Origin of the sequence: Lentzea alba, assembly GCF_047445655.1 — a bacterium.
Lineage (GTDB): Bacteria > Actinomycetota > Actinomycetes > Mycobacteriales > Pseudonocardiaceae > Lentzea > Lentzea alba_A.
The window spans coordinates 449,526-469,921 of sequence record NZ_JAJAEG010000002.1 but is presented as its reverse complement, the minus strand read 5'-3'; the positions used below and the strand labels follow the sequence as shown (position 1 = coordinate 469,921).

The window sequence follows — 20,396 nt, the reverse complement described above, 5'->3', positions numbered from 1 at the left end:
CCGCCCTGGGGGCGGCCTCGACCTACTCCGGCAACGTGGGAAGCGGGCCGAACGTCTCGGCGGGCAGGCGATCCACGCCGTGCTCGCTGGCGACGGTCCAGCCCATCCACCTCCACGCGCCCTCGGTGCACCTGATCAATCTGTGCGTCGGTCCGTCGAACACTGCGAATTCGCCGTTCGGGAGCAAGGCGAAGCAAGGGCTAAGCAGGCTGCCGGTGTTGGCGTCCCAGATGAGTACGCCGCTGTCGGTGCCAGTGACGATGCGGGTGTCGTCGGGTGACCAGGCGACGGAGTAGACGCCGCCGAGGTGCTTGGTCAGTCGGTGGACCAGGTCACCGGTAGCGGCGTCCCAGATGTGGGCACCGACCGAGGTCCCGGTGAGGATGCGGGAGCTATCGGGTGACCAGGCGACGGAGTAGACGCCGCCGAGATTCCTAGCGAGTCGGTGGACGAGGTCGCCAGTGGTGGCGTCCCAGATCGAGGCGTCCTTGTCGCTACTGGAGATGATGCGGGTGTTGTCGGGTGACCAAGCGATCGATCGTCCCCAAGTGCTGGCGTCGCGGATGTCGTGGCGTAGACCGCCTGTGGCGGCGTCCCACAGGCGAATTCCTGCATCGTGGCCGGTGAGGATGCTGGTGCTGTCGGGTGACCAGGCCAAGGTACGTGCTCTGCGCGGGGGGTCCGTGAGTTCGGCGAGGAGCTCGCCGGTGATGGCGTCCCACACACGAGTGGAGTTCACCGAACTGGTCACGACACGGGTGTTGTCAGGTGACCAGGCCACCGAGTAGACGAGGCCAGGGCCTGTATCGAGTCGATCGAGTGGTTTACCGGTGGTGGCCTCCCAGATGTCGGCACAGTCGACCGTGCCGGTGATGATGCGGTGGCTGTCCGGTGACCAGGCGACCGCGCTTGCCCTGTCCGTGTCGAGGAGGTCGTGGAGCAGCAGGCCGGTGACAGCGTCCCAGACGCGAGCGGGTCCGCCGGCGGATTCGGTGATCAGACGGGTGCTGTCGGGCGACCACACGACTGATCGCACCCATGTGCTGGGGTGGGTTAGATGGTGGACTGGCAAGCCGGTGTTGGCGTCCCAGACGCGTGCGCCGTCGAAGTTGCCAGTGAGGACGTGGTTGCCATCCGGTGACCAGGTCACCGTGTAGACCGCGCTTGAGTGGAGGAGTCGGTGGAGCACCTCGCCGGTGTTGGCGTCCCAGACGTAGGCCACTTCTTGGATTCCGGTGAGGATGCGGTCGCCATCCGGTGACCAGTCGACGGAGTCGACGCCATCAAGCTCCTCGGCGAATTGGCGGAGTGGTTCGCCGGTGGTGGCGTCCCAGATGCGGGCGCTGTCGGGGGTGCCGGTGAGGACGCGGGTGTTGTCGGGTGACCAGGCGACTGTGGTGACGGGGGCTTGATGTTCGAGTTGTTGGAGTGTTGTGCCGGTGGAGGCGTCCACGACAAGTGCGCAGGTGTCGTAGCCAGCGATGACGCGTGTGTTGTCGGGTGACCAGGCGACGGAGTTGATGACGCCGAGGCCTTCGGCGAATTGGCGGAGTGGTTCGCCGGTGGTGGCGTCCCAGATGCGGACGCTGTCGGAGGTGCCGGTGAGGACGCGGGTGTTGTCAGCTGACCAGGCGACCGCGTTGACGAAGTCCATGCCGGTGAACTGGTGGAGTGGTTCGCCGGTGGTGGCGTCCCAGATGCGGACGCTGTCGGAGGTGCCGGTGAGGACGCGGGTGTTGTCAGCTGACCAGGCGACCGCGTTGACGAAGTCCATGCCGGTGAACTGGTGGAGTGGTTCGCCGGTGGTGGCGTCCCAGATGCGAGCGTGGTTTCCGATGGTGCTGGTGAAGATACGGGTGTTGTCAGATGACCAGGCGACCGTGCTGATCCGGTCCGCGTCGAGGAGTTCGTGGAGCAACTCGCCGGTGACCGCGTCCCAGATGTGAGTGCTGCCGAGGCCACCGGTGAGGATGCGGGTGTTGTCGGGTGACCAGGCGACCGCGTTGGCGGTGCCCATGAACCCGGCGAAGTAGGTGAGCCGCGGTTCTCCGGTGAGGTCGGTGCTCCGCGGGTGCGGCGCGATTCGGAGCCCAGGGCTGGGTGCCGGTGGCGATGTGCAGAGGAGTAGCTGGGCCCTGTGTGCATTGGCTCCGCTGAGATCGACACCGCCGGTGTCGCAGCGCCGGAAGATCGCCCCGGCGACATCCGCACCCGTCCACGACGATCGAGTTAGCAAGCAGTTGTGGAACTCGGAACCTGCTGCTTTGGCATCCGAGAGGTCGGTATCCGAGAGGTCCGCCCTTGTGAACCTGGCGTCTCGCAGATCCGCGCCGGACAGATTCGCCCTGTTCATGGCGAGCGTGCGACCCGCGTCGAACGTCCATCCGGAGAGAGATGCACCAGCGAGATCGACCGCCACGAGCGACTGCCTCGGGTAGTCGTTCCGGGCGGCGTGCAGGGCATAGGCGAGTGCGAGTTCGGATGCCACGGGCCGGTACCGGCGTCTGATGTCCTCAAGGCTGGCGACGGCCTGCTCAGGTGCCGCCGTGACCGACTGGCCCAGGAAGTCCAGGGTTTCCTGGCTGGGCACCACCATGGCGAAGGCGTCGAAGCGCCGCTCGTCGTCACGGCTCAGTGTCCGGAACAGGTAGCGGGCCAGGAAGTACTCGAACAACGAGCGGTGCGCGAACGAGAAGCTGTCGCCCTCCCTCTTGAGGAACGTCGCGGTGCGGAAGTCCGCGGTCCACAGATCAGGCACATGCTCGCGGTAGTGGCGACGGATGTCCGGGCGCTCGTCGAGCAGGGCGAGCAGCCAGTCGTCGAGTTCGACCGGGCTCCAGGAGTTCTTGCCCGATTGCCACAGACCTGCGGCGATTTCCTCCATCAGCAACCGCTTGTGATCAGGTATGAGGGTGTGTTTGCCCTCGTCGCGGGAGATCCAGCGGTCGACCACCTCGGAGTAGATGTCGACGGAACGCAGCGTTCGCCCCTGTAGTTTCGCCGTCTCGATGAACTCCACTTGGTCGGAGATCAATCTCAACGTGATGGGGCGTTGGGCGAGCTCGGTCAGGTTGTGGACGGCGCCGATGGTTTCCAGGAACCTCTCCACCCACTGACCGTCCCGGCCCAGATTTCCGGCCAGGTACTCGCGGATCTGCTCGTCGCGGAACGGCAGCATCAACAAGGCCAGGTAGTCGGTCCCGCGGAGGCCTTGGCGGGTCTGACCGTTGAAGAAGTCGGCCTCGTCTCGGATCGTGCGGAAGTACTGGGTCCGGCACGTCAACAGCATTCGAGCTGCTGAATCGCCGGGCAATGCGCGCCAGAGTTGACGGGTGAACAGCTGGCGGTCATGCGGCGTGAGGTGAACCAACACCTCGTCGAGGCCGTCGAAGACGATCACTGTGCGGCTGTTTTCGAGCTGCTTGCGCACGACATCCGCGTTCAACCGCTCGCGGGGCACGCCCGGCGGGCGAGTCGCGTCGAGCATGCTGTCGAGAATGCGGTCGAGGGCCATGGCACCCGTCAGTTCACCGGCGCGCACGTCTCGCAGGTCGAAGAGGATCGGCAGCGGAGAGGACGGGTCGCTCTCATGCAGTTCGAGCAAGCGCCGGGTGAACAGTTTCGCTGTGGTGGTCTTGCCCATGCCGACGTCGCCGAGTAGTGCGCAAAGCCTTGGAGCGCCTGGTTTTTCATCAGTCGCCCAGGCGACCAGTCGATCGACGGCCCGCAACGGGGTGCCGGACGAGTGTTGGTCCTCGCGCTCCAGGAACGACTCCTGGAGCGAGGCTTCCCGCAGCTCCGAAGGCACCAGGTATTGGCTGTCGTCACCTCGGCGTGCGCGTACCTGCTTGGCTACCAGTGCCTTGAGGATCGACTTCTCCTCGTCGCTGCACTCGCGGTCGGTACGTGGAGTGGAGATGACGCGTTGGATCTCGCGGATGAGTTCGTTGACGTACTTCTTGCGCTGCGGAGTGCGCAGAGTGTCCCAAGGTGAGTCGAGCAGAGCGATTTCGTGTCGCTGCAACGGCTTCAGGTTCACTGGGCCGTGCGGGAGGCTGCCGAACGACACGGCGACGAGCCGGCCCCGTCGCTTGAACACCTGGTGGCGTTCTGGTGAGTTGAGATATGCGGGGCTGATCAGGCTCACGCACACGTCCGCTTCAGCGCACAAGCGAGAGCGGACCTCGTATGTGTCCTCTCCAAGGCGGACCGAGCTTGAGTCCGCGACTTCCCACGCCTGTCCGTCCAATGCCTGCAGTGTGTCGGTCAGTTGCTCGATCAGCGCGGCCGCACTACGGGCTGGGCTTCCTGTGGTCGGGTGGAAACTGACGTACACCCGCAGTCGGCGGGACTCGCCCAATTCAGTGACCTCGGGTGCCACCGGCCTGGCGATGCCGATGTTCTCCGCGGCATCCTCGGTGAACGCGACCAGGCTGCGTTCGACCGGGTTGCCGGTGAACCAGCCGTAGCGGGTGTCGGGGGAGGTCTTGTGGGAATCCAGTTCCAGCACCAGGTCCACACCCGCGGACTGGGCCAGGGCGTTGACCCTGGTGCGGAACTCGCGGAACGCGTCCTGGGCACGTTCGTCGCCCGAGGGGAACTCGCCGACTTCCAAGGCTTGGCGCAGGAGGAAGCGGCCGTCCGAGTCGACCAGGTCCGCCAGCGTCGTCAGGCGTGCGGCCTGCATCGTGGTCAGGGACGGGCGAAGCGCGGAGATGCGGTCGGCTGTCTCGGCCCGCGTCAGGCGGGTCATCGGCGGTAACCGTTGTCGCCGAGGGCGCTGCGGCGGATCTCCTCCGCGAGTTTGTTGGCGAAGTCGGTGCGGCGGTTGCCTCGGGTTTCGGTGTAGGCCTTGCCGTCCAAGGCGAACATGTTCAACGCGTCCACGCCCTGGAAGTTGTGACCGGCGCCGAAGGACAGCAGTGGCTTGAGGCGTACCGGGAGGGCGCCCTTGTCCGCGGTGGGGCCTACGAAGCGCGGGAGTTCGTGCTCCAGGACGAACGAGCTGTCCAGGTAGTGCGAGGAGAGGAGCAGCAGGCCGAAGTCCGCTTCGTCGATGCGGTTCTTGATCGAGCCGGTGAACTCCTCGCCGCACGTCAGGTGGGAGTCCTGCCACCACTCGACTGTCAGGTCGGTGAAGAGGCGCAGGGTTGGCCGCAGGTCGTGCACCAGTTGCTGCGCGGGGTCCTTGTCGCGACGGCACCAGCTGAGGAAGATCCGGACCGTTTGGGTCGCCATGACTGGAGGACGGTACTCCCGGAAGACCCCGGATCAAATCCCGGATCGACGCGGCACATCAGTCAACCGAATACGGCCAGGTCGAGGCCGCCCAACGGAATGAGCGGCCTCGACTGGAATGTCAGAGCGTGGCGAGGACTTCGCCGAGGCGTTCGTAGGAGCGGCCGGCGCCGTCGGACATGCCGGTGGCGAGCACGGCGTCGCGGGCTTCCTGGGAGACCAGGCGCATGGTGGTGGTCATCGTGGTGCGGCCGTCGGCCTCGACGAACTCGATGGTCGTCACCGCCGGCGGGTTGTCCTCGAAGTGTTCGGTGTGGACGATCCGCGTCACTGGAGACACCTCGGTGTATTCGCCGTACATCTCGAACGCCCCGGAGCCGTCTGGTTGCGCCCAGCCGTAGCGCCACTTGCCGCCCACGCGCAGGTCTACCTCGCAGATCGGCATTTCCCAGCCGTCGGGGCCGAGCAGCCAGCGCTTGATCAGGGACGGCTTCGTGAAGGCGTCCCAGACCAGGGAGGCGGGGGCGTCGAACGCGCGGGACATGGCGATCTCGGTGTCGGACGGGAGGGTGACGAGGGTGCCGAACTTGGTGGTCATTGGTCGTTCTCCTTCATCTCGGTCAAGAGTGCGTCCAGGCGGGCGTAGCTCGCGTCCCAGAAGCGGCGGTAGTTCTCGGCCCACACGGCGACCTCCTTCAGGGGTGTCGCGTCGAGCTGGCAGGGGCGCCACTGGGCTTCCCTGCCTCGGGTGATCAGGCCTGCCTTCTCCAGCACGCGCAGGTGTTTGGAGATCGCCGGGCCGCTGATGTCGAACGGCTCGGAGAGCTCCTTCACCGTTGCCGGGCCCTCGGTCAGCCGGGCGAGGATCGCTCGGCGGGTCGGGTCCGCCAGTGCGGCGAAGGTGGCGCTCAGCTGGTCCATCTCGTACCTAACCACTTGGTTATCTAACCTCTGGGTTAAGTAAGCCCCGCCCGTGTCGGGCTGTCAAGCCCCAACTTCAAGATCGACTACGTGGATAGCGCTTTCCGATCCTGCACATCGAATGGGGAAATGGCCCGGATGGACCTTTTTCTGCAGGGCACGGAATAAGGGTGAGGCTGAATAGAGCAACTTCAAAGACGGAGCTGGACAGCTGGTCAGGGGCCTCGCTACGTTCCGAAAGCCGCAAGTTAACCTCGTTTAGTGAGGTATTTCGAATGAGAGCGAAAAGAACTGTTTCACTAGCGTTCGGATTTGTGCTGGCCGCTTCCGTGTTCGTGCCGACCGCGCAGGCGGCACCCGGCGGAAGCTCTGCCAGCCTGGCCAGAACCTCCGACAACAAGATCCAGTCGGCCGCCGCAGCCGAGACGTACTGGACCGCGGAACGGATGGCCAGTGCGATCCCGGCGCAGGCTCCTGTCACGGTGAAGGCGCCCAACAGTCCCAACCCGAAGGGGCGGGCGGGCAGCATCGAAGGGGTCTCCGTCAAGGGGATCGGCGCGATGCTCAACGAGTCGCAGACGGTCGGGAAGGTGTTCTTCACCAACCCGGCGAACGGCCTGAACTACGTGTGCTCAGGCGCAACAGTCAACAGTGGCAAGAAGAAGCTGGTCCAGACGGCGGGGCACTGCGTGCACGGCGGTGCCGGTGGCCAGTGGATGCGCAACTGGGTCTTCGTTCCGAGGTACCGCAACGGTGTGCGGCCGTTCGGCACGTGGAGTGCTTACCAGCTCACGGCCAGGACCGCGTGGGTGAGCTCCAGCAGCTTCGACGAGGACATGGGCATCGTGATCATGCAGACCCTCGGCGGCGCCGCGATCGTGAACGCCGTGGGAGGCAACGGGTTGCGCTGGAACTGGGGCTACTCGGTGGCGGTGACGATCCTCGGTTACCCGGCGGCGCCGCCGTTCCCCGGTGAGCTGCAGTACTTCTGCCAGGGCACGACCTGGAACGGGCACGGACAGCAGGTCAGGGCCTGGTGCAACATGACCGGCGGATCGAGTGGTGGTCCGTGGTTGCAGGAGTACAACGACCAGAACGGGCTCGGCTACATCAACAGCGTGGTCAGCCACCGGCACTCCGACCCGAACCAGATGGACGGGCCGTACTTCGACAACGACATCAAGAGCCTCTACGACTTCGCGGAGTCCCTGTCGCCGTGACGTGGAAACCTGCCCGGGCACGGGGAAACCCGTGTCCGGGCAACCAGGGAGTGAGCGTGTTCCGTCCTAGGTTCATGAGCAACCGAATCCTCCTCGCCGCGCTGGTCGTCACGCTGCTCGCCGTCACGGGGTGCGGCGACCGGGCAGCGGGGCAGGGTGGAGACCTGCGGGGCAAGGTGTTCGTCTCCACGTCCGTCACCGAGCAGGGCAAACCCAAGGCACTGGTCGAGGGCACGTCGATCGAGCTGAGCTTCACCGACGACGGCAGGGTCATCGCCAGGGCTGGCTGCAACATGATCCAAGGTCCGGTGACGCTGGACGACGGCAAGATCGAGGCCAAGGACCTCAGCAGCACCGCGATGGGCTGCCCCAACCCTGATCTCCACACGCAGGACGACTGGCTGACCAAGGTGCTGGGAGCGTCACCGGCGTGGAAGCTCGACGGCGGCAACCTCGTGATCACCGGATCCGACGCCGAGATCGTGCTGTCGGCTGAAAAAGAAGAGAAGCTCGACGGCGAGTGGACGCTCACGAGCATCGTCAGCGGCGAAGCCGTGTCGTCGATCCCCGGTGGCGTGCCGGCCACGCTGAGGTTCGAGAACGGCAAGGTCGAGGTGTTCGCCGGCTGCAACACCGGCAGCGCGTCCTACAAGGTGGACGGTCAGACGATCACGTTCGAGTCGTTGGTGCACACCGACAAGGCGTGCGGCGAGAACGAGATGACGGTGGAGAAAGCCGTGCTCAACGCGCTGAACGGCCAGGTCGCGTACAAGATCGACCGCAAGAACCTCAGCCTCACGACCGCGAAGGGTGACGGAGTGGTTCTTAAGAAGTAGCTGTTGGGTTCCTGTCGTTTTCATGAGGTTGTTCAAACCTGCACTAGTTTTGGTTCGAAGTTGAACTACCGACAGCGAAACGACAGGATTCGGGGAGCCAGGACCATGATCAAGGACGTCGCCGCACTCATCGGCCGCATCGGCATCGGCATCGTGTTCGTCGCGCACGGCTGGCAGAAGTGGACGGAGTTCGGTCTCGCCGGCACCACGGCGTCGTTCGAGAAGATGGGCGTGCCGCTGCCCGCGGTCTCCGCCGCGTTCGCCGCCACCGTCGAGCTCGCCGGCGGTCTCGCGCTGATCGCCGGCGTCGCACTGCCGATCGTCGGTCTGCTGCTCGCTGCCAACATGCTCGGCGCGCTGTTCCTCGTGCACATCTCCAACGGCCTGCTCGGGCAGGGCGGCTCGGAGCTGGTCGTGGCGCTCGGTGCCGGCGCGCTCGCGCTCGGCTTCAACGGTGGCGCCTACTCGCTGGACCGCCTGCTGTTCAAGAACAACAAGATTCTCAACCCAGCAGCTGTGTGATCTTCTCGCTGTCCCGGCGCGCGGCCAGCCGGCCCGCGTCGGGATTGCTCACCTGAACCAGCGATCCACCGGCCGCCAGCACAGCGAGAAAACCTTCCACGACACCGGAAGGCGCGTTCCACTCCAAAGTGGACAAAATGCGAGGCTCGGAGCCCAGGTCGATGCCACGTGCCGCGGCCACCACGTCATCCACAGTGGACTCGCCCAACGCGAGCGTGGAACCGGGGACCGGCTCCCACGGCGTGAAGTCGTCGCCGTGCACGCGAACGTCATCCAGGTAGTCGACATCCGCTCCGGCGCCCAAACCCATGGGGTGCAACGAAGCCACGGCCACGACGTCAGCGGCAGCCGTACCGCCGGGCGGCACCACCGCGACCCGAGCGTCGACACCCGCGCCAACGACACGGGCGCCGCACCACCACGCGCCGAGCAGCAGACCCGCGGTCTGCCAGTGCGCGGGCAACAGCACCGCCACCGGATCGCCCGGCTCGACGTCGTGCTCGTCCCGCAGCCAGTTCGCCGTCTTCGCGGCCCAGTTCGCAATGGTCGCGCGAGACAGCTCCACGCGCGTGCCCGCAGCGTCGTCGTAGTGCGTGATCAACGGACGACCCGGATCAGCCTTCAGCAACGGCGTGAAGAGGATCTCGGTCACGCTCACGCGGCACTCCTAGTCGACGCAGGGCACATCCTGTTGCGCCAGAGCGGCATGCGCGCCGTCCAGCGAGAGCAGCTTCTCAGCCCCGAACCGCGCCGGTGTAGTGGGGGTCGTGGAAGAAGGCGCCGGCTTCGGCGTCTCACCGATGAGCTGCGCCACCCAGGCCTTCACCGCCTCGCGGTCCACCGTCACGACGCTCTGACCACGCTCGTTGCGCGCGTCGATGTTCGTCACCGGGATCGTGGCGAACTCCACGTTGCCCGACGCCAGGCCCTGCGCCTGCGCCGCCAGCGTCGCCAGGTCGAGCTTCGAGTCCACCACGACGGACTTCGACACCGCGTCCAACAGCCCGTTCATCTTCCCCGGATCGGTGAACGTGCCCGCGGACAGCAGCTGCTTCATCGCCTGCGACATGAACACCTGCTGCCGTGCGATGCGACCCAGGTCACCACCCGGCATGTTCCGCTGCCGCACGAACGACAACGCGTCGCTGCCCGAGATCACCTGCTGGCCGGCGCGGAAGTTCGCGCCGGAGTTCGGGTCCGACGTGCCGGCCTTCAGGCACACCTGCACGCCGCCGATCACCTCGGTCAACAGGTAGAACCCGTAGAGGTTGATCTCCGCGTAGTGGTCGACGCGCATCCCCGTGAGGTCCTGCACCGCCTGCACCAACGCCCGGCGGCCGGCCTCGTCGGACGCCCGCTCGCGCTCCTGCTGGTCGCTCACGCCCTCGGCCTGCAACCGTTCGGCGGTCAGGTACTTCACCGCGCCGTACGCCGAATTGATCTTGTCCTCGCGGAAGCCGGCGATCGGCACGTAGGTGTCACGCGGGATGGAGATCGCGTTCGCCTTGCCGCCGTTGCGCGGCACCCGGATCACGATGATCGTGTCCGTGTTCACCGTGTCGGTGCCCTCGGTGCGCAGCTTGCGCAACACGTCCGCGGGAAGCGGGCGGCCCTGCGCGTCCGTCCGGCTGTCGCTGCCCACCAACAGGATGTCGATCGCGCCGTCCTCGACGGGCGGCGAGTTCGGGATGTCGTCCAGCACCTCGAGGATCTGGGTGGTGTTGATGTTGTTCTGGACGCGCTGCAACGTGACCCAGGACCAGCCGGAGAACGCCAACGTTGTCACGGCGACGAGCGCGACGACCGTCCGGCCGATGACCAGGACGGTCTTCTTCGCGCGTGTGGCAGCGCTCAACGTGGGTCCTCCGTGTGCTGGATATGCGTGCTCAGCGTAACTATCGGAAGCCCGTTACGCCGGGGATTCAGTTCACGCAGACCAGTCCGCCCGCTGTGATGGGCGGCGCACTGCTCGAAGGCGCGGTCGACGAACCGGGAACGCCCTGCGCTTCGACGTCCTCGTCCTCGTCGGAAGATGAGGAGTAGTCGGTGCCGACGTAGACGTGCACCTGTCCTTTTCGGACCGACTTCTCCTCCGCGACGTTCACGTTCGGCCCGAGTTCGGCGGCGACCTTGCGGGCAGCCCCTTCCTCGCCGGCCGCGTAGTACACGACCGTGGTGTCGCTGTTCTCCGGGGCCGAGGCGACGGGGCCGCGCTTGAAACCCTTCGCGGCCAACGTGTTCATCACCTCGGCCGCGAGCCCCTGGCGCCCGGCCGCGTTGAACACCTGCACGGTGATCGACGAGTTCGGCGGCGCCGGCAGCGTCGTGGTCGTGGTGGGCACCGACGAGCTGGGGGACTTGTCCGCGGCGAGCGAGTTCAGGAAGTCCTTCACCTGCTTGGGGTTCACCGGCAGCACGTTGCCGTCGCCGTAGGTGTCCATCGGGTCACCCACCGGAATGGTGCGGAACTCGATGTTGCCGCCCACGAGGCCCTGCATCTGCTCGGCGAACGTCGTGATGTCCCAGCCGGAGCTGAGGATCACCGACTTCTGGATCGCCTCGACCAGTCCGTTCAGCTTGTCCGTGTCGGTCAGCGTGCCGGTCGACAGCACCTTCTTCGCCAGCGCGCCGATGAACACCTGCTGCCGCACGATGCGGTCGAGGTCACCGCCGGGCAGGTTCTTGCGCTGGCGCACGAACGACAGCGCCGCCCTGCCCTCGATCATCTGCGGCCCGGCCTTGAAGTCCGCGCCCGAGTCCTCGTCCCAGGTGGCTTCCTTCACGCACACCTCGACGCCGCCGATGGCCTTCGTGACCTCGTAGAAGCTCGCGAGGTTGACCTCGGCGTACCGGTCGATGCGGACCTTGTCGCCGGTCATCTTCTCGATCGTCTTGATCAACGTCTTGCGCCCGGCCGCCATCGACTCGGTGCGGATCTTCGCCTCGTCCGTCTCGCCCTTGGACCGCAGCTGCTGGTCGACGGTGTTGCGCTGGCGGGCGAACGCCGAGTTGAGCTTGTGCTTGCCGAACCCGTCCGCGATCTCGACGTAGGAGTCGCGCGGGAACGAGATGGCGACCGCACGCGTGCCGTCCACCGGGATGTGCACGAGGATCATCGTGTCGGTGTTCTGCTCGCCGTCCGAGTACCCGCCGTTGAGCAGCGCCAGCACTTCCTTCGACAGCGGGTTGCCCTGTGCGTCCGTGCGGCTGTCCATCCCCACGAGGAGGATGTCGACGGCGCCGTCGAGCGGCTTGCGCGTGTCCTTCGCGATGTCTTCCGAGATGACCTCGGTTTTGACGATCCCGTTGTTGGCCGCCCGCAACTTGCCCCACCCGTAGGACGTGACGAGGAGCACAGCGGCCGAGACGAGCGCGACGAAGATCTTTCCTGTCGTCAGGAACGCGCGGAAAGCCGCCGTCGGTCGGGTCCCCTCAACCCTGACCGGCAGACTCCTGCCTTCCACAGTCGTTTCCTCCCCCACTACGCCGAGTTTAGTCGTTTATAAGACACACGACGTGACGTTGCTGTGGGTTGCAGCGATTGACTACGTGACAGACTGCGAGCGAGGAACACCACAGGAGGAAATGGCATGCGCGTACTGGTGACAGGTGGGGCCGGTTTCATCGGCTCGCACTACGTGCGGGAGTTGGTGAGCGGCTCGTACCCGGCCTTCGCGGGTGCCGAAGTGGTGGTGCTGGACAAGCTCACCTACGCGGGCAGCGAGACGAACCTCGCGCCGGTCGCCGGCAAGTTCGAGTTCGTCCGGGGCGACATCTGCGACCCCGAGGTCGTGGCCGAGCAGATGCGCGGCGTCGACGTGGTCGTCCACTTCGCCGCCGAGTCGCACGTGGACCGGTCCATCACGGGATCGGCCGACTTCGTGCTGACCAACGTCCTCGGCACGCAGACGCTGCTCCAGGGCGCCCTGAACGCGGGCGTGGGCCGGTTCGTGCACGTGTCGACGGACGAGGTCTACGGCTCGATCGAGGAAGGCTCCTGGTCCGAGACGCAGATCCTCGAACCGAACTCGCCGTACTCCGCCTCGAAGGCTTCTTCCGACTTGCTGGCGCGGGCGTTCCACCGCACGCACGGACTGCCTGTGAGCATCACTCGGTGTTCGAACAATTACGGGCCGTATCAGTTCCCCGAAAAGGTGATTCCGCTCTTCGTCACCAATTTGATCGACGGCAAGAAGGTGCCGCTCTACGGCGACGGACTCAACGTGCGCGACTGGCTGCACGTCGACGACCACTGCCGCGGCATCCAGCTCGTCGCCGAGGGCGGCCGGCCGGGGGAGATCTACAACATCGGTGGAGGCACCGAGCTCACGAACCGCGAGCTGACCGAGAAGTTGCTGGCCGCGACCGGCCGTGACTGGTCGTCCGTCGAGCCCGTGGAGGACCGCAAGGGCCACGACCGCCGCTACTCGGTCGACATCTCCAAGATCTCCGCGGAGCTGGGTTACAAGCCGCAGGTCGACTTCGCGACCGGTCTCGCCGACACGGTCGAGTGGTACCGCGAGAACCGCGCCTGGTGGGAGCCGCTCAAGGAGCGCGCTGCATTGGCGAAGGGCTGAGCGTTGATCCTGGTTCCCGGTGGTCGTGGCCAGCTCGGCCACGACCTCGCCGCTCTGTCCTCCGACGTCCGCGCGGTGTCCTCCGCTTCGCTGGACGTGACTTCTGTGACTCCGGCTGATCTGGCCGGTGCGTCAGCGGTGATCAACTGTGCCGCTTACACCGCCGTGGACGCGGCCGAGACCGACGAGGAACGCGCGTTCGCGGTCAACGCCGTCGGTCCTGGTCTGCTGGCTGAGGCGTGCGCTTCTGTTGGCATTCCGTTGATCCACATCTCGACGGACTACGTGTTCTCCGGTGACGGGACGCGGCCGTACGAGCCGTCTGACCCGGTCGGCCCGAAGTCCGCTTACGGCCGAACGAAGCTCGAAGGTGAGCGTCGGGTGCTGGAGGCGGGCGGCTGGGTCGTGCGCACCGCGTGGGTCTACGGCGCGCACGGGTCGAACTTCGTGAAGACCATGGCGACGCTGGAGGCTTCGCGTCCCGAGCTGTCCGTTGTGGACGATCAACTCGGCTCGCCGACGTGGTCGCGCGACCTGGCTGCCGGGCTTCTTGAGCTCGCCTCGGTTCTGCCGTCCGAACGCCTCCTGCACGCCACCGGTGGCGGCGAGGTGACGTGGTTCGGCTTCGCCCAGGCGATTTTCGAGGAGCTGGGTGCCGATCCGGCGCGCGTGAAGCCCTGTACCACGGCGGACTTCCCGCGACCGGCCCCGCGACCCGCCTACTCGGTGCTGTCGGGTGCGGCATGGGCAGCAGCCGGACTACGCCCGTTGCCGCAGTGGCGCAGCGCCCTTTCGGAGGCGTTCAAGGCAGGCGTGGTAGCTCCCCGTACCGGTGCTGCGCCATTGGAGTGACCGGTCTGGCACGGTAGTTCCAAGTGCGAGAACCTGTTCGGCATGTTCGATTCCGGGCGCAACCCCCAGCGTCCCGCGACAGCGGATTCCGATCGGCAACGCTTCCTCAAGTGCGTTGCCGCCGTCACGGGCTCGCGACAGGTGTCGATGAGCCAGCTCGACAAGCACTCGCCGAGGCCGCACTCTCGGTGAAGCCGTTGGGGCGTCAGGGTTTCCTGGCGCCCTACAGCGCGAGCAGCCTCTTGATCGTCTCGTGTTCGGCGTTGAGGTTCGGGTAGCCGGTTCCCCAGCAGCCGTTGTTGATCCAGTTCAGCCAGGCGTCCGTGTACGTCGTGGCGCGCTGAGCGTCGATGTGCAGCAACGCGCCCATCGCCCACGGCTGGTCGTACTGGCAGTTCAGTTCTGGCAGCCACCTGTCGAGATACGTCGCGAGCCACTCGGCGTCGTCCGCCTCACCGAACGCGGCCAGCGCGAAGCAGTAGCCCTGACCCGCGAAGCAGGTCGCGCTCTCCACCAGGAGTTCGCCGATCCGGTCGCGGAACTGCGTGCGGTGCGAAAACCCGGCGAGGTAGGCGCCGACGATCTTCTCCCGCCACCCCGACCGCAGCAGCGTCTCGATCTCGCCGTCGGTGCTGGCACCGGCGGTGTCCATCACCTCGGCCACGAACTTGCGCCGCTCGGGCTCAGGCATGCGGTACAACAGGTTCGCGTGCAGGAGCCCCGCGTACATCACGCCCTGCTCAGCCGGTACGCCTCGACCGTCTTCTCCGCACACCGCCGCCAGGTGAACTCGGCCGCGTACGCACGCCGTTCCGCCTGAGCAGCAGGAGTGGCCGGAGCCGCAACGGCCTGAGCCAACCCCTCAGCCAGCGCCTCGACATCGCCAACGGGCACGTGCAGCGCATGCCCACCCGCGACCTCGCGCAACGCCGGCACGTCCGAGCACACCACGGGAACGTTGCAAGCCAACGCTTCCAGCACCGGCAGCCCGAAGCCCTCGTCACGTGACGGCAGCACCAACGCCGTGGCACCGGCCACCACCGACCGCAGATGCACGTCCGACAGATACCCGGTCCGCAGCACCCCACCATCCACACCGGACTGACCGGGTCCGACGATCACCAGCGGCGGCAGCGAGGGGTCGGACGCGTGCGCCTTGATCAGGTACTCGAGGCCCTTGCGCGGCCCGTCCGCACCCACGAACAGCAGGTACTCCGACGGAAGACCCAACCGCCGCCGCAGGGTCTCCGAGGGGGCGCGGGACGCGAACCACGCGGGGTCGACGCCCAGCGGCGTCACCACGATCTTCGAAAGCGGCACCGAGAACCGGTCCGCCACCACGGAAGCCACCGCCGCGGTCGGCGTGCAGATCACGTCCGCCCGCTGCGCCGACAACCGGACCAGCTCGGGCAGCCGGCGGTCCGACGGCGGCAGGTCACCGGGCGAGTCCAGGAACGCCAGGTCGTGGATCGTGACGACACGGCCGGCCCGGATGGTGGGCGGCAGCACGAAGTTCGTGCCGTGCATGACGTCGGAGAACCCGGCGAGCATCTCCACCGGCGGGAACGGCGCACGCAACCACATCTGGCGCAGCGCCCGTGCCGCGACGGGCAGGCCGCGCGCGGTGACGTCGTGCGGCAGGACGGTCCGCAACGCGCGCCAGCCGCGCAAGGTGAACGCGACCGCCCGTACGTCGGCCTCCTCTGGCATGGAGGCCAGTTCTTCGGCCAAAGCCGCTGTGTAGCGGCCGATTCCGGTGCGGTTTCCGAGCAAGGGTGTGCCGTCCAGCAGTACGGACAGCGGTTTCGGGGATCTAGCCATGCTTGCCACCACGCGCGATTTTGCGCAGACGCCCCGTCGCCCGCTTGGCCAACTCGGACGGGCCGCCCGCGTCCAGGTACTCGCGCACCAGTCGCAGGTCCCGCTTCACCTTGTCCGCCGCGCTGAGCTGCGGTGCGCGCACCAGCAACCCGTTGCTCGGCAGACGGTCCGCCGCGGGCCTGGGGTTGCGGCAGAACTCCGCCAGCGGCGCGAGCGCCGTCTCCCAGGTGAACCGCTCACGGACGACGGCGATGCGTTCACGGCAGGAAGCCGCGAACTCCTCGTCGTAGAGCACCTTCTCCAAAGCGTCGGCCAGCGCCACCGGGTCCTCCGGCGGCACGACGACGCCCAAACCTTCCCGCTCCACCAGGTCCGCGAACGAGTCGCCGGACGTGGTGACGATCGGCAGCCCCGCCCACAGGTAGTCCAGCACCCGCGTGCGGAACGCGAACGTGGTCTCGACGTGCTCGTAGTGGGTCGTGACACCACAGGAGGCGTCGAGCAGCCAGTTCTGCCGGTCGGTGTAGGGCACCCACCCGTCGTTGAAGAACACGTTCTCGCCGGTCAGCCCCAACGACGCGGCCAACGACCGCGTCTGGCCGGCGATGTCCATGTCCGGGACCTCGGGGTTCGGGTGCTTCATCCCCAGGAAGTACAGCTTCGCGGACGGCTGCCGCTGCCGCAGGTGGTCCATCGCGCGGATCAACGACAGCGGGTCGAACCACGAGTAGACGCCACCGGCCCAGATCACGACCTTGTCGGAGTCCAGCACACCCGGCACGACACCCTTGATCGCCGGGCCGGTGCGCTGCGGCGGCTTGCCCGACAGTCCGAAGGGGACGATCCCGAGCAACGAAGTCGTCGTGGGGTCGTTGTCGTACAACGTCGGCGTCAACCGGCCCAGCGCAGCCAAGTGGCCCAGCCAGAAGTGGCGCTGACGTTCCGATGCGCACAGGAAGAAGTCGCCGCGCTCCAGCTGGTTCGTCAAAACACGGGTGACGCTCTTCAGGTCCGCGGCGCGCTTCTCGTCGCTGTCGTCCTTGCCCTGCTCCAGCAGCTCCAGGTGCATCGGGTCGTAGATGTCGCAGACCACGATCTTGGTGGAGCCCGGCTGCTTGAGTTCGTGAGCCATCTCCAGAGCGTGGCCCTGCAGCACGATCACGTCGGCCCACGCGACGTTCTCCGGCAGCTGCTTCTGCTTCACGCCCTCGACCACGAACGGCGAGTCCGGCGGGTCGCACAACGGGTTCGTCGTGATCAACCGCACGGTGTGCTCGCCGGACAGCACGTCCGCCATGTGCCACGCCCGGATCGCCGGCCCGGCCATCCGCTCGGAGATCGCGTCACCGGTGATCACCAGGATCTTGCGCGGCTTGCCGAACACCTCGTCGATGCCCAGCGCCTCGACCAGGATGTCGTGCGCCACGATGTAGCGCCCGATGTCGTACGCGGGCTCCAACGCCTTGCGCATCAACGGAACCAGGTCGGTGTCCGACATCCGCCGCTCGGCCTGCTCGATCCGGCGCGACTCGGCCAGCGCCGGCATCATCTCGACGAACTGGTCGATCGCGAGGAACCCGGCCAACGACTGCCGCGGTACGGCAACCGGTGCGGCATCCGCAGAAACATCAGCGGGCCGGCGAGTGATCTCCAGCTGCGTCGCGTCGATGTCGCCACGAGCAGTCGCCCGGCGCACCACCAGAGCTAAGGCGGCGGGCAGCACCCGAGCCAGCGTCTCGTCGGAGAAGTTCTTGTAGAGCGTCGCGAGTGCGTTGCGCTCCAGCAGGTACAGCTCGCGGCTGTGGTCGATCGTGCTCATCGACGCGTGGTGGCGGTGGAACGTGAGCGACGCCGGCTCGTAGCGGACCCGCCAGCCGCGCAGGTTCAGCCGCCAGCCGAGGTCGACGTCCTCGTAGAACATGAAGAACCGCTCGTCGAACCCGCCGAGCCCGCGGTACAGCGCCGTCCGCACGAACAACGCGGAGCCGGTGCCGAACAGCACGTCGCGCGGGGCGTCGTGGCTGCCGTCGTCGACCTCGCCGACGTGCCGCTTGTAGCCCATGCCGAACCACGTCAGGCCGCCGTCGACGAAGTCGATCTTGCGACCGTCCCAGTCCAGCACCTTGCTCGCGACCGCGCCGACCGACGGTTCCGCGTGGAAGACCCGCACAGCGGCCTTGATCCAGTTGCGGTCCGCGCGCGCGTCGTTGTTCAGGAACGCCAGCACGTCGCCCGTGGCGTACTCGACACCGAGGTTGCAGCCACCGGCGAAACCGAGGTTGCCCGCCGACGGGACGATCTTCACGCCCGGCAGCTCCGCCTTCAGCCGTGCGGTGTCGTGCTGCTCGTTGTCGACGACGATCACCTGGAGCAGCTCTGCCGGGTAGTCCACCTCGGCCAGGCCACGCACACAGGTGATGGTGTCCTCCGCGCCGCGGTAGTTGACGACGACGACAGAGACGACGGGCAGAGATGCGCGATCCACGTGCTAAGCCTGCCTCATCACTCTGCGCGCCCGCAGTGTGGTTGCACAGATCAGCAGCAGGACGACAGCGATTGGTACTCCGAAGACCCACTCGACGGACCAGTTGTTGCGATCGGCGAGCAGCGGGCGCATCACCGGATGACGCAGCACGGTGGCCGGACCAGGCTGCATCTTCTTGTCCTGCTCGCCCAGCACGATGATCCGCTCCTCCATCCCGTCGGGGCAGACGACCTGGTGCGCGAACGCCGGGTTGTCCGGACCGGGGAGGTCGCCGACCGTTTCGATCACGCAGGTCTCGGGCGTGCCGAGGAGATCCATCAACGCGCGGTGACCGTCGCTGACCAGCACCGCTGTGCCGGGAATCACGATCATGAAGGCGGGCAGCATCAGCCACGCGGGCCCGAGCTTGCCCAGGCCCCACGCGAACGCGAGCGACAGCAGCGCGCACGGGCCCAGGATCGCGATCTGGTACTTCTCGGGCGCGATCGCACCCAGCACGACGGCCGCAGCCATCCCGGCCAGCCCGATCACGATCAACGGGACCGGCTTCACGGCACTCTCCTGACCGCCCTGGCGACGCCAACGAGAAGAATCATCGCCAGGGGGACGCCTGTGACCAGCCAGAGGTTCCATCGGGTGTCGTCGGCGAACTTCGGCTCCAACGGCGGAGCGACGAGCACGTCGGTCTCCTGGATCAGCAGCCGGTCGTTCCAGGAGCGGCTCAGCTCGACCTCACCGCTCGGGCACGCCAGCACGTAGTCGACCGACGGGTACTTGGTGAACGGGTGCTCCTCGGCCTGCGTGACCGTGCAGTGCTCGACGTGCCCGATCCGCTGCATCAGCACGCTGTGCACGCCGAACGCGAGGAAGAACGCCGCCCCGACCCCGAGGATCAACGCCGGGATGATGATCCACCTGCGCTCGGCCAGCCCGCCGACGCCCAGGCCGTACGCGAGGCCGCCGACCACGCCGATGAAGACCAGCCCGAGCCCGAACGTGGCGCCGAGCGCGGTGCTGAGTGCCAGAGCGGCGAACCCACAGCCGATCAGCAGCAAGGGCCCGCGCATCCCTCAGCCTCTCGTGAGGAGCTTCACCCGCAGGGTCAGTCCGGCCTTCACCGCGAACCGGAACGGCGCCCACAGCACGCCGGTGTGCCGGTCGGCGAGGTACCGGTACGCGCTGCGGTGGTGCTCGCGCAGCATCCGGTCCGACGACCGCGCCGTGGAGTGCCCGCCGATGTGCGTGACCTCGGCCTCGGGCACGTAGACGTTCTGCCAGCCGGCCTTGCCGACCCGGTCGCCCAGGTCGACGTCCTCGAAGTACATGAAGTAGCGCTCGTCGAACCCGCCGACCGAGTCGAACGCCTCGCGCCGCATCAGGAAGCAGCTGCCGGACAGCCACTCCGCGGTCCGCTCGACCGGCGTCTGCTCCTGCCGGTACGCCTTCGTCCACGGGTTCGAGGGCCACACCACGGCGAACAGCGCGTGTCCGATGCCGCGGCCGACCGACGGCAACAGCCGCGCCGACGGGTACACCTCGCCGTTGGGCTCGCGGATCAGCGGACCGAACATGCCTCCGCGCGGCCACCGCCCGGCCGCCTCGATCAACGTGTCGATGCTGCCCGGCCCGAACTCGATGTCCGGGTTGGAGATCAGGATCCAGCCGACCTCGGGGCCGAGCGCCGCGACGCCGCGGTTCGCGCCGCCGCCGTAGCCGAGGTTGCCACCGGTGGGCACGAACGAGACGTGCTCGCGTTCGGCCGCCACCTGCTCGGGCACGCCGTCGGTGGAGCCGTTGTCGGCGAGGATCACCCGTGTCTCCCGGGTGGTCGCCTTCGCGAGGGTGTCCACGAACGGTGCCAGCGTCTCGCCCGGCGAGTACGTGACCGTCACGACACCAAGTCCGTCGCCGTAGTTCACGGCCG

The 20,396-nt window shown here is 67.0% G+C and carries 18 protein-coding genes; 5 read left to right on the top strand and 13 right to left on the bottom strand.

Annotated elements, in window-relative coordinates:
• Positions 1–22: 22 nt before the first annotated feature.
• From LFM09_RS05190 to LFM09_RS05175, 4 genes are all read right to left on the bottom strand, one after another.
• Complete coding sequence (locus LFM09_RS05190) at positions 23–4,753, bottom strand: eIF2A-related protein (protein ID WP_414095088.1); 4,731 nt, start codon at positions 4,751–4,753, stop codon at positions 23–25.
• A complete protein-coding gene (locus tag LFM09_RS05185) occupies positions 4,750–5,238 on the bottom strand; it encodes a toll/interleukin-1 receptor domain-containing protein (protein ID WP_414095087.1) in 489 nt (162 codons plus the stop codon). The genes LFM09_RS05190 and LFM09_RS05185 overlap by 4 nt, the downstream gene beginning before the upstream one ends.
• 121 nt (positions 5,239–5,359) lie before the next feature.
• Positions 5,360–5,836 (bottom strand): SRPBCC domain-containing protein, encoded by a 477-nt coding sequence (locus LFM09_RS05180; RefSeq protein ID WP_414095086.1) that lies wholly within the window; start codon positions 5,834–5,836, stop codon positions 5,360–5,362.
• Positions 5,833–6,159, bottom strand: coding sequence for an ArsR/SmtB family transcription factor (locus LFM09_RS05175; protein WP_414095161.1), 327 nt, complete (start codon positions 6,157–6,159; stop codon positions 5,833–5,835). Before LFM09_RS05175 ends, LFM09_RS05180 begins: the two co-directional genes overlap by 4 nt.
• 314 nt (positions 6,160–6,473) lie before the next feature.
• On the opposite strand from LFM09_RS05175, the gene LFM09_RS05170 reads away from it, so the two are divergent.
• The 3 genes from LFM09_RS05170 to LFM09_RS05160 all read left to right on the top strand — a co-directional run bounded on the left by LFM09_RS05170 (position 6,474) and on the right by LFM09_RS05160 (position 8,737).
• Positions 6,474–7,379: a trypsin-like serine peptidase gene (locus tag LFM09_RS05170; protein WP_414095085.1), complete on the top strand. Its 906-nt coding sequence runs from the start codon at positions 6,474–6,476 to the stop codon at positions 7,377–7,379.
• 74 nt (positions 7,380–7,453) lie between these two features.
• Complete coding sequence (locus LFM09_RS05165; protein ID WP_414095084.1) at positions 7,454–8,215, top strand: META domain-containing protein; 762 nt, start codon at positions 7,454–7,456, stop codon at positions 8,213–8,215.
• A 105-nt stretch (positions 8,216–8,320) separates the two neighbouring features.
• The gene (locus LFM09_RS05160; RefSeq protein WP_414095083.1) at positions 8,321–8,737 is read left to right on the top strand and encodes a DoxX family protein; all 417 of its coding nucleotides are present in this window, start codon (positions 8,321–8,323) and stop codon (positions 8,735–8,737) included.
• On the opposite strand, the gene LFM09_RS05155 is transcribed toward LFM09_RS05160, so the two are convergent.
• The 3 genes from LFM09_RS05155 to LFM09_RS05145 form a co-directional block, all read right to left on the bottom strand.
• Positions 8,718–9,395: a TIGR03089 family protein gene (locus LFM09_RS05155; protein WP_414095082.1), complete on the bottom strand. Its 678-nt coding sequence runs from the start codon at positions 9,393–9,395 to the stop codon at positions 8,718–8,720. The two genes, LFM09_RS05160 and LFM09_RS05155, sit on opposite strands and share 20 nt — an antisense overlap.
• A 9-nt stretch (positions 9,396–9,404) precedes the next feature.
• Positions 9,405–10,592 (bottom strand): LCP family protein, encoded by a 1,188-nt coding sequence (locus LFM09_RS05150; protein ID WP_414095081.1) that lies wholly within the window; start codon positions 10,590–10,592, stop codon positions 9,405–9,407.
• Positions 10,593–10,659: 67 nt separating this feature from the next.
• Complete coding sequence (locus LFM09_RS05145) at positions 10,660–12,219, bottom strand: LCP family protein (RefSeq protein WP_414095080.1); 1,560 nt, start codon at positions 12,217–12,219, stop codon at positions 10,660–10,662.
• 108 nt (positions 12,220–12,327) lie between these two features.
• Here LFM09_RS05145 and rfbB point away from each other — a divergent pair, with 108 nt between their 5' ends.
• A complete protein-coding gene (gene rfbB, locus LFM09_RS05140; protein WP_414095079.1) occupies positions 12,328–13,314 on the top strand; it encodes a dTDP-glucose 4,6-dehydratase in 987 nt (328 codons plus the stop codon).
• Between the two features lie 3 nt (positions 13,315–13,317).
• Positions 13,318–14,166, top strand: a complete 849-nt coding sequence (gene rfbD / locus LFM09_RS05135; protein WP_414095078.1) for a dTDP-4-dehydrorhamnose reductase — start codon at positions 13,318–13,320, stop codon at positions 14,164–14,166.
• A 223-nt stretch (positions 14,167–14,389) separates the two neighbouring features.
• Here rfbD and LFM09_RS05130 read toward each other — a convergent pair whose 3' ends face one another.
• The 6 genes from LFM09_RS05130 to LFM09_RS05105 are packed head-to-tail and all read right to left on the bottom strand — an operon-like array spanning position 14,390 to position 20,391.
• Positions 14,390–14,896 (bottom strand): DUF6000 family protein, encoded by a 507-nt coding sequence (locus tag LFM09_RS05130; RefSeq protein WP_414095077.1) that lies wholly within the window; start codon positions 14,894–14,896, stop codon positions 14,390–14,392.
• On the bottom strand, positions 14,896–15,987 hold the full coding sequence (locus LFM09_RS05125) for a glycosyltransferase family 4 protein (RefSeq protein ID WP_414095076.1): 1,092 nt from the start codon (positions 15,985–15,987) through the stop codon (positions 14,896–14,898). The genes LFM09_RS05130 and LFM09_RS05125 overlap by 1 nt, the downstream gene beginning before the upstream one ends.
• A complete protein-coding gene (locus LFM09_RS05120; protein WP_414095075.1) occupies positions 15,980–18,472 on the bottom strand; it encodes a glycosyltransferase in 2,493 nt (830 codons plus the stop codon). The genes LFM09_RS05125 and LFM09_RS05120 overlap by 8 nt, the downstream gene beginning before the upstream one ends.
• A gap of 3 nt (positions 18,473–18,475) precedes the next feature.
• On the bottom strand, positions 18,476–19,024 hold the full coding sequence (locus tag LFM09_RS05115) for a hypothetical protein (RefSeq protein ID WP_414095074.1): 549 nt from the start codon (positions 19,022–19,024) through the stop codon (positions 18,476–18,478).
• Positions 19,021–19,539 (bottom strand): hypothetical protein, encoded by a 519-nt coding sequence (locus LFM09_RS05110; RefSeq protein ID WP_414095073.1) that lies wholly within the window; start codon positions 19,537–19,539, stop codon positions 19,021–19,023. The genes LFM09_RS05115 and LFM09_RS05110 overlap by 4 nt, the downstream gene beginning before the upstream one ends.
• A gap of 3 nt (positions 19,540–19,542) precedes the next feature.
• The gene (locus tag LFM09_RS05105; RefSeq protein WP_414095072.1) at positions 19,543–20,391 is read right to left on the bottom strand and encodes a glycosyltransferase family 2 protein; all 849 of its coding nucleotides are present in this window, start codon (positions 20,389–20,391) and stop codon (positions 19,543–19,545) included.
• Positions 20,392–20,396: the final 5 nt, after the last annotated feature.